Below are 8,822 nucleotides of genomic sequence, written 5' to 3' on the forward strand. Positions count from 1 at the left end.
CAGCTTGGCCAGAAGCTGGATCAGGCGTTCGATCTCGGGGCCGGCGGCGGTGCGGGACATGGCTTGTCTTAAAGCGTCATCCCGGCCGAGCGAAGCGAGAGCCGGGATCGTCGTCAGGATTGAACATTGAGCGCGTCGTCGTCCTCCGGCATGTCCGGAGGACCCATCGGAGGCGTCGAGCTCGCCGTAGAGTCCCCGGACGAGCCGGGGACTGACGAGCTCCATACTGCTCACGATACCGGATCGGCCTTCGGCCGTCCGGTATGACGGGACGCCCTCAGAACAGCTTCATGCCGGGCGGGATCGGCAGGCCCGCGGTCAGACCCTGCATCTTGTCCTGCATGGCGGCCTCGGCCTTCTTCCGTGCGTCGGCATGGGCCGCGACGATCAGGTCCTCGAGGATCTCGGCGTCGTCGGGCCTCAGCAGGCTCGGGTCGAGCTTGAGGCCGCGCAGGTCGCCTTTGGCCGAGAGCCGCACCGTCACCACGCCGCCGCCCGAGACGCCCTCGACCTCGACCTGGTCGAGCTCGGCCTGGGCGTCCTGCATCTTCTGCTGGAGCTCCTTGGCCTTCGCCATCATGCCCATGAGGTCGCGCATCGAAAGGTCCCTTGCTTGAAGCCCCGAAGCCGTCATGCCCGAGCTTGTCTCGGGCATCCACGACTTGATCGCGAAGCGCCGCCGTCAAGTCGTGGATACCCGGCTTCGCCGGGCATGACGAGAGGATCAGAGGTCGTCGTCCTCGGCCGGAGGTAGGGCGGCGCTCGCCGCGTCGTCAAGCTCGGGCTCGGCGGTCTCGGCGTCGCGGACCCGCACGTCGACGATGGTCGCGCCCGGCGCCCGTTCGAGGATGGCGCGGACATGCGGGTGGGCCTGCACGCCGGCGAGCCGCGCGGCCTCCTCCGCCTCGGCGCGTTCGGCGAGCGTCGGCGCGCCCTCCCCGGCCGTCACCGACACCATCCAGCGCTTACCCGTCCACTCCTGAAGCTTCTTGGAGATCTCGCCCGCAAGGTCCGGCGCGGCGTCGCCCGCGGGCGCGAACTCCAGCCGGCCGTCCTCGAAGCGCACCACGCGGACATGCCGGGTCAGGGCGTTCTGCATCAGGATGTCGCGATGGCGCGCGGCGAGCGCGACGAGATCCTCGAAGCGCTGCAGGACGAGCGTCGGCGACGCTTCGGCGGTCGGCGGGGCCTGGGCGGGCTCGGGCTGGCGAGAGAAGTCGCGGGCGGCGGCGAGCGCGGGGCTCGATCGCGCCGGCGCCATGGCCTCGGGCCCCGGGCGTCCGCCCGACGGTCCCTGCGGCGCGGTCGGCCGCGGGCCGCCGTCGTCGCCTGGCTGGGCGAGCGCGCGGAGCGCCTCGTCGGGCGTCGGCAGATCGGCCGCATAAGCGAGCCGCACCAGCACCATGTCGGCCGCCTGGGCGGGCTTCGCCGCGACCTGTGTTTCCGAAATCCCCTTCAGCAGCATCTGCCAGGCGCGCGACAGCGCGCGCATCGAAAGTTTTCCCGCGAATTCCCTGCCGCGCAGCCGCTCGCCCTCGGACAGCGCCGGGTCGTCGGCGGCCTTCGGCGCGAGCTTGATGCGGGTGACGAGGTGGACGGTCTCGGCGAGGTCGGCCAGCACCGCGACCGGCTCGGCGCCGGCGTCGTGGCTCGCCCGGAAGCCGTCAAGGGCGGCGGCGGCGTCGCCGCGCATCACGGCGTCGAACAGGTCGAGCACGCCCGCGCGGTCCGCAAGGCCCAGCATGCCGCGCACCGCCTGCGCCTCCACCCTGCCCTCGCCATGGGCGATCGCCTGGTCGAGCAGCGACAGCGCGTCGCGCACCGAACCTTCCGAGGCTCGGGCGATGACCGCGAGCGCCTCGTCCTCGATCGTGACGGACTCAGCGTCCGCGATGCGCTTGAGATGCGCGGTCATCTCGTCGGCCGCGACCCGGCGCAGCGAAAAGCTCTGGCAGCGCGACAGCACCGTCACCGGCACCTTGCGCAGTTCGGTGGTGGCGAACACGAATTTGACGTGCGGCGGCGGCTCCTCGAGCGTCTTCAGGAAGGCGTTGAAGGCGCTCGTCGAAAGCATGTGGACTTCGTCGATGATGAAGACCTTGGTGCGCGCCATCACGGGCGCGTAGTGCACGGTCTCCAGGATCTGGCGGACGTCCGCGACGCCTGTGTGGGAGGCCGCGTCCATCTCGACCACGTCGACATGGCGCGACTCCATGATGGCTTCGCAATGCACGCCGGGGGTCGCGAGATCGACGGTCGGGGCGCCGGTCCCGTCCTCGCGCTCATAGTTCAGCGCGCGCGCGAGGATCCGCGCCGTCGTGGTCTTCCCGACGCCGCGCACGCCGGTGAGGATCCAGGCCTGGGCGATGCGGCCATGCGCGAAGGCGTTGCGGAGGGTGCGGACCATCGGCTCCTGGCCGATCAGGTCCTCGAAGCGCTGCGGCCGGTATTTCCGGGCGAGGACGCGATAGGGCGTCTGGCTCATGGCCGCGCCCGCAGCGAGCGTCGGCGGTCTGCGTGCTTCGAGACGCCCGCTGACGCGGGCTCCTCAGCATGAGGACGGATTGTGCGCTTCATCGGCCGGCAGGCGCGTCCGGGCCTCTCGACGGTCCTCATGCTGAGGAGGCCCGACGGGCCGTCTCGAAGCACGCAGGCCGTCGCCGCCATAAGCAAGCGCCTCGCTGAGAGAAAGGTGGAAGGTTGGACGACGACCCACATCGGTCTCGTTAGGGCTGCTTCCTTTCGGACCTGACCCGGTTGGCGAGCGCTGCGCCCGCCGCCAACCTTCCGGACGCTATATGGCCCTCCGGGACGCTCCGGCGCAAGGCCGCTGGCGTTCGAGATGGGGCGCGCGCATCCCTCCCCTTTGCAAGGGGAGGGATTGGCGGCGCAGACTCAGCTCCACTCTGGAACAACAGGATCGGACGCGGATGCCGGACGCCGAAAGTGAGCCGCCGCTCGGTTACGCCGGGCTCGCGATCGACCGCCGGGCCGAACGGCGCGACGATTCGGGTTTCGTGGACGAGGAGGCCCGCCACCCGGCGGCGCGCACCGTCCTGTTCCTCGGCGACGCGCCGGTGCTGAGACGCGCCGACGACGGCGGGCTCGACCCGCTGTTCGAGTCTGCGGTCGCCGGACTCGGACCGGTCGAACCCCTCGCCTATCTCGGCCGCCAGCGCGGCGCGCCGCGCTTCGGGGCCCAGCTCGGCGACGGCGCGGCCGAGGCGGTCGATCGCGCCGACGATCTCACGACCGCGGACCTCCGCGCGGTCGCGAGCGACGGTCGTCTGGCCGGCGACGCGCTCGCGCTCGCGGGCTACGCCAAGAGCCTGATCTCGTGGCATGCGCGGCATCGCTTCTGCGCCAATTGCGGCGCGCCGAGCGAGCCCTCGCCGAGCGGCTGGCGACGGACCTGTCCGGCCTGCGGCGCGCTGCATTTTCCCCGCGTGGACCCGGTCGCCATCATGCTGGTGCGCCTTGGCGACCATTGCCTGCTCGGCCGGCAGAGCCGCTTTCCGCCGGGCATGTGGTCGTGCCTCGCGGGTTTCGTGGAGCCCGGAGAGACCGTCGAAGAGGCGGCACGGCGCGAGATCATGGAGGAGGCCGGCGTCGGGCTCGGCGCCGTCCGCTACGAGCTCTCGCAGCCCTGGCCGTTTCCCTCGCAGCTGATGATCGGGGTGAGCTGCGAGGCTCTGACCGAGGAGATCACGCCCGATCTCGAGGAGCTGGAGGATGTCCGCTGGTTCTCGCGCGACGAGGCCGCCGCGATGCTGAGGCGCGACCACCCCGACGGCCTGTTCGCGCCGCCCCCGGCCGCGATCGCCCACCATCTGCTCAGGCGGTTCGTCACAGGTGGAGCCTGACGCGTGTAGCCGCCCCCCGCCGTCATGCCCGCGCGGCAGCGCGGGCATCCACGACTTTCTGGGATCAAGGAGCACTATGCCCAATTCGTGGATACCCGGCCTTCGGCCGGGCATGACGGAAAAGTCGCGGGTCCATGCCGCGAAAATCTCTAAGATCGTCGTGTGGCCAAGCCCACCTCTGGAGCCGATCTCGATGCGATCCGCCGTTTTCGCCTCTTTGGCGCTGATGGCCGCGGCGCCCCTCCCCGCCGGCGCCGACGACTGCGCGGCGGTCGCCGCGGCCTATGAGAAGCTCGCAGTCGCGCCGGCCTATCGGCAGACGATCAAGACCTTCGGGCAGCCGCCCGTCGAGGCGATGGCGATCGGCGACATGTTCTACGTGAACGACGGCGACGGCTGGCAGAGCATCCGGATGAAGCCAGGCGGCCGGGCCGAGATGATGAGCCAGGTCGTCGGACAGAGCGGCGGCCTCAAGGACTGCGTCCGCAAGCCCGATCAGACGCTCAATGGCGTGGCCGTGAAGGTCTATGGCTACCGGCCGCCCGCCATGGGCGACGCCGATCCGAGCGGCGCCCAGACGCTGTGGGTTGGCGCGGAGGATGGTCTGCCGCGCCGGATGGAGACCGACGGCGTCGAGCTCGACATCTCCTATGACGACGTGAGGCCTCCCAAGGAGTGACGGTCTTCGTCGCCCGATCGGCGCCTTTGGAGCGAGGACGCGCCGTCGCCAAGAGCCCGTCATTCCGGGCTTGTCCCCGAATCCATTGACGCTGCTTTTCAACACCTTGACGGGAAGCGGAAATGGGTCCCGGCGCTTCGGCCGGGACGACGGCGGAGTTTCCTCAGCTCCGACGGATCGCTTCCGCTGAACCCACTCTACTCCGCAGCCTCCCGCCTCAGCGGGTTCGGCAGCGCCTCGGCAGCGTCGCCGAGCTCCATCTGCTCGAGCCGCATTCCCCGCCGTGCGATCTTGTCGGTCGAGATCACGATCTGGTCGAGGTCGCCGACCGCCTGCCCGAAATGGCTCTTGAGCTTTTCGACCCGTTCCGAGACCCGCCGCACGTCGTCGAGCAGCCGGCCGACTTCGGCCTGCAGCAGATGCGCCTGCTCGCGCATCGCGGCGTCGCGCGTCAGCCCCTGCACCACCTGCACGGCTAGCATCAGCAGCGAGGGCGAGACGATCAGCACCCGAGCCCGGTGCGCCCGCGCCACCACGTCGTCGAAGCGCTCGGCGAGCTCGGCGTGGATCTGCTCCGACGGCACGAACAGCAGAGCGACGTCCTGGGTCTCCCCGGCGAGCAGGTATTTCTGCGCGATGTCGGTCACATGGCGGCCGACGTCGGCCCGCACCTTGGCCTCGGCCGCCTTCACGGTCTCCGGTCCGTCGGCGGCGCGCAGGCGCTCGAAGCCTTCGAGCGGGAACTTGGCGTCGACCGCAAGCCCGCGATGGTCGCCCGGCAGGCGGATCAGCGCGTCGGGCCTGACGCCGGTCGAGAGCTGCGCCTGGAAGGCGACCGAGGACGGCGGCAGCGCGTCCTTGAGGATCGCCTCCATCCTGCCCTGCCCGAAGGCGCCGCGCGCCGGCTTGTTGGCGAGGATCGCCTTGAGGTCGGTCACCTGTCCCGCGAGCGCTGCGACATTGGCGCCGGCGGCGTCGATCACTGCGAGCCGAGCCTCGAGCCGCTTCAGCTGCTCCGCGGTCGCCTGCCCGCCGGCCGCGAGCCCGTCGCCGACCCGCGCGCCCACCGCGTCGAGCCTCTCCGCGACGCCGCGCGCGAGATCGGACTGCCGCTGCCCGAGCGCCGAGGCGAAGGCCTGGAGGCGTCCGGTCGCCTCCGCCTGCGCCCGCTCCAGTCCCATGATCCGCGCCTGCGCCTCCCGCGCCTCCCGCCGGCGCGCGGCGCCGGAGGCCAGCAGAACGAGGAGCACGAGAAGCATCGCGGCGAGCGAGGTGGCTGCGGCCAGCGCCTCGGGCTCGACCGCCTGAAACCAACGGCCCAGAACCGGAAGGGGATCGCTCATCATCGCGACGGCCAGAAAAAGATCACGAAGGACGAGAGGAAAAGCACGGAGAAGAGGAGCGCGCCGCCCCAGTTCCGCTCATTCGTCTCGCGCGATCTCATCCGTATGTAGTCGTAGAGATCATATCTGTCGGCGACGATCATCGTGAGGATCACCACGGCGTAAAACAGCGTGTGCCTCACGGGAACGCCGTCGATCAGGGAGGTGATATCCGCCGCCATCGCCCCGTCGGTCTGTTGCCGGGAGGCGGCCCAGATGCTTGCCGTCGCGAACCCGCCGAACCCAACGACGACTTGGCATGGAACAAATTAAGAACATGTTGACGCGCCGCGCGCAAGGGCTTAACCGCGGGCGCTCGCCTTGAAAGCGCAGGGACCTCAGGCTCATGGCCGCCGCGCCGCTCGTCTATCTGCCCGACCCGAAGCTCCGGCTGGTGTCCGCCCCGGTCTCGCGGTCCGACGCCGACGCCAAGGCGCTGGTCCAGACCATGTTCGACACGATGTACGACGCCGCCGGCATCGGCCTCGCGGCGATCCAGATCGGGGTCCAGAAGCGTGTCGTGACCATCGACCTCGCGGGCAAGGACGAGGAGCCGCAGCCGCTCGTCCTCATCAACCCCCAGATCGTCAGCCTCTCGGAGGAGCTGCAGGCCTATGACGAGGGCTGCCTGTCGATCCCGGACTATTACGAGGAGGTCGAGCGGCCCGCGAAGGTCACCGTGCGCTATCTCGACGTCGAGGGCGCCGAACAGGAACTCGCCGCCGAAGGTCTGCTCGCGGTCTGCGTCCAGCACGAGATCGACCATCTGAACGGCGTGCTGTTCATCGACCACATCTCGCGGCTGAAGCGCGACCGCGTGGTCAAGAAGTTCGAGAAGGCGCGCGCGGTCGGCGAGCTGCCGAGCTTCCCGAAGCGCGATCGTCGGGCGCGGGGAGAGCCCGACCCGGTCGCGTCTTAGACGCCGGAGCGTCAGTCGGCGCGGCGATCGCCTGCGTGCTTCGAGACGCCGCTTCGCGGCTCCTCAGCATGAGGGGCGTTTGTGCTAACTCCAACGTACCTCATGCTGAGGAGCATGCCGAAGGCATGCGTCTCGAAGCACGCACTCCGTCTCAACCGCCAAGGGGCGCGACGCAATGAGACTGGTCTTCATGGGCACGCCGGAATTCGCCGCGCCCGTGCTTTTCGAACTGGTCGGGCAGGGCCACGAGATCGCGGGCGTCTACACCCGCGCGCCGAAGCCCGCAGGTCGGCGCGGCATGGAGCTGACCAAGACGCCCGTGCACCAGCTCGCCGAGGGCTTCAATTTCCCAGTCTTCACCCCGCGGACGTTTCGCGACCCCGAGACCCTCGAGGCCTTCGCCGAACTCGAGCCGGAGGCCGCGATCGTGGTGGCGTACGGCCTGATCCTGCCGCGGGAAGCGCTCGACGTTCCTCCGCTCGGCTGCCTCAACCTGCACGCCTCGCTCCTGCCGCGCTGGCGCGGCGCGGCGCCCATCCAGCGCGCCGTGATGGCGGGCGACGCCGAGACCGGCGTGATGGTGATGCGCATGGAGGAAGGCCTCGACGCGGGCCCCGTGGCGATGGCCGAGCGGGTCGCGATCGGCCCCGACGAGACCGCGGGCGAACTGCACGACCGCCTCAAGACCATCGGCGCCGACCTGATGGGCCGCGCGGTCGCGGCGCTCGGGCGCGGGTCGCTGTCGTTCCGGCCGCAAGGCCAGGAGGGCGTCACCTACGCCGCCAAGATCGACAAGGCCGAGGCCCGCATCGACTGGTCGCGTCCGGCGAGGCAAGTCCATGACCGCATCCGCGGCCTCTCGCCCTTCCCCGGCGCATGGTTCGAGCTTGGCGGAGAGCGCGTGAAGGTCCTGCGCTCGACCCGCGTCGACGGCGCGGGCCGGCCGGGCGAACTCGTCGACGACCGGCTGACGGTCGCCTGCGGCGAGGGGGCCGTTCGGCTCCTCCAGGTCCAGCGGGCCGGCAAGGCGCCGGTCGACGCGCAATCCTTCCTCAACGGCGCGCGGCTCAGGCCCGGCGCGGCGCTCACATGAACTGGCTTGACATCAGGGAGGCCGGGCCGGCCGACGCCGAACAGGTCGGCATCCTGCTCACCGGCGCTTTTCCCTCGCGCGCCGAGGCGGATCTGGTCGCGGCGCTGCGCGAGGCCGGCGACATCGCGCTCGAGCTTGTGGCCGAGGTCGACGGCGAGATCGTCGGGTCGGCCGTGTTTCCCAAGCTCGCCTCCGACGCAGGCCTCGCCGTCGCGGCGCTGGCGCCGCTCGCCGTCCGCGCCGGCGGCCGACGCCAGGGGCTCGGCGCCGCGCTCGTCCATCAGGGCCTGATCGAGCTCACGGCGCGCGGCCACGACTGGTGCCTCGTCCTCGGGGACCCGGCCTATTACGGCCGCTTCGGCTTCTCGGCCGAAAAGGCCGAGGGCTTTTCGACCCCCTATGACGGGCCCCATCAGCAGGCGGTCGCGCTGAAGCTCGGCGGCGCTCCGGCCGCAGGCGGGCTCGCCTATCCGGCGGCCTTCGCGGCGCTCGGCTGATGCCGCGCTACCGGCTCACGATCGAATATGACGGCGCGCCCTTCGTCGGCTGGCAGCGCCAGGCGAACGGGCCGTCGGTCCAGGCCGCTCTCGAGGCCGCGATCGAGGCCTTCGCCCACGAGGCCGTGACCGTGAAGGGCGCGGGCCGCACCGACGCCGGCGTCCATGCGAGCGGCCAGGTCGCGCATGTCGATCTCGCGCGGCCGTTCCGCCCCGACGTGATCCGCGACGCGGCCAACGCGCATCTCAGGCCTGCGCCCGTCGCCGTGCTGGAGGTCGCCGAGGCGCCCGACGATTTCGACGCGCGCTTCTCAGCGATCCGCCGGCATTATGTCTACCGGATCGTCGACCGTCGCCCGCCGTTGGCGCTCGCGGCGGGGCGCGCCCCG

General features: G+C 70.8%; 8 protein-coding genes, 1 other RNA gene and 2 pseudogenes. 6 read left to right on the top strand and 5 right to left on the bottom strand.

Features of this window, described 5'->3' with window-relative positions; all coding sequences use genetic code 11:
* Window positions 1-277: 277 nt before the first annotated feature.
* From EK403_RS19320 to ffs, 3 genes and pseudogenes are all read right to left on the bottom strand, one after another.
* Entirely contained in the window at window positions 278-598 is a 321-nt protein-coding gene (locus EK403_RS19320; protein ID WP_128779100.1) for a YbaB/EbfC family nucleoid-associated protein, read from the bottom strand.
* Between the two features lie 126 nt (window positions 599-724).
* Window positions 725-2,500: pseudogene (locus EK403_RS19325) on the bottom strand (DNA polymerase III subunit gamma/tau); the annotation flags it as partial.
* Window positions 2,501-2,691: 191 nt separating this feature from the next.
* Window positions 2,692-2,789: signal recognition particle sRNA small type (gene ffs / locus EK403_RS19330), an RNA gene on the bottom strand.
* Between the two features lie 141 nt (window positions 2,790-2,930).
* Between ffs and nudC the strand changes: the two genes are divergently transcribed.
* The gene (gene nudC, locus EK403_RS19335) at window positions 2,931-3,863 is read left to right on the top strand and encodes an NAD(+) diphosphatase (protein ID WP_128779102.1); all 933 of its coding nucleotides are present in this window, start codon (window positions 2,931-2,933) and stop codon (window positions 3,861-3,863) included.
* Between the two features lie 193 nt (window positions 3,864-4,056).
* Window positions 4,057-4,542 carry a hypothetical protein gene (locus tag EK403_RS19340; protein WP_128779103.1) on the top strand — a complete coding sequence of 162 codons (486 nt, stop codon included), beginning with the start codon at window positions 4,057-4,059 and terminating at the stop codon, window positions 4,540-4,542.
* 197 nt (window positions 4,543-4,739) lie between these two features.
* On the opposite strand, the gene EK403_RS19345 is transcribed toward EK403_RS19340, so the two are convergent.
* On the bottom strand, window positions 4,740-5,885 hold the full coding sequence (locus tag EK403_RS19345; RefSeq protein ID WP_128779104.1) for a DNA recombination protein RmuC: 1,146 nt from the start codon (window positions 5,883-5,885) through the stop codon (window positions 4,740-4,742).
* Window positions 5,885-6,106: a hypothetical protein gene (locus EK403_RS19350; protein WP_128779105.1), complete on the bottom strand. Its 222-nt coding sequence runs from the start codon at window positions 6,104-6,106 to the stop codon at window positions 5,885-5,887. Before EK403_RS19350 ends, EK403_RS19345 begins: the two co-directional genes overlap by 1 nt.
* A 164-nt stretch (window positions 6,107-6,270) precedes the next feature.
* On the opposite strand from EK403_RS19350, the gene def reads away from it, so the two are divergent.
* The 4 genes and pseudogenes from def to EK403_RS23430 form a co-directional block, all read left to right on the top strand.
* Complete coding sequence (gene def / locus EK403_RS19355; RefSeq protein ID WP_128779106.1) at window positions 6,271-6,843, top strand: peptide deformylase; 573 nt, start codon at window positions 6,271-6,273, stop codon at window positions 6,841-6,843.
* 175 nt (window positions 6,844-7,018) lie between these two features.
* The gene (gene fmt / locus EK403_RS19360; RefSeq protein WP_128779107.1) at window positions 7,019-7,936 is read left to right on the top strand and encodes a methionyl-tRNA formyltransferase; all 918 of its coding nucleotides are present in this window, start codon (window positions 7,019-7,021) and stop codon (window positions 7,934-7,936) included.
* Window positions 7,933-8,433 carry a GNAT family N-acetyltransferase gene (locus tag EK403_RS19365; RefSeq protein WP_128779108.1) on the top strand — a complete coding sequence of 167 codons (501 nt, stop codon included), beginning with the start codon at window positions 7,933-7,935 and terminating at the stop codon, window positions 8,431-8,433. The genes fmt and EK403_RS19365 overlap by 4 nt, the downstream gene beginning before the upstream one ends.
* A pseudogene (locus EK403_RS23430) lies at window positions 8,433-8,822 on the top strand (tRNA pseudouridine synthase A); the annotation flags it as partial. The gene EK403_RS19365 and the pseudogene EK403_RS23430, both read left to right, overlap by 1 nt.

The organism is Hansschlegelia zhihuaiae (genome assembly GCF_004103825.1).
In the GTDB taxonomy this organism is placed as follows: domain Bacteria; phylum Pseudomonadota; class Alphaproteobacteria; order Rhizobiales; family Methylopilaceae; genus Methylopila; species Methylopila zhihuaiae.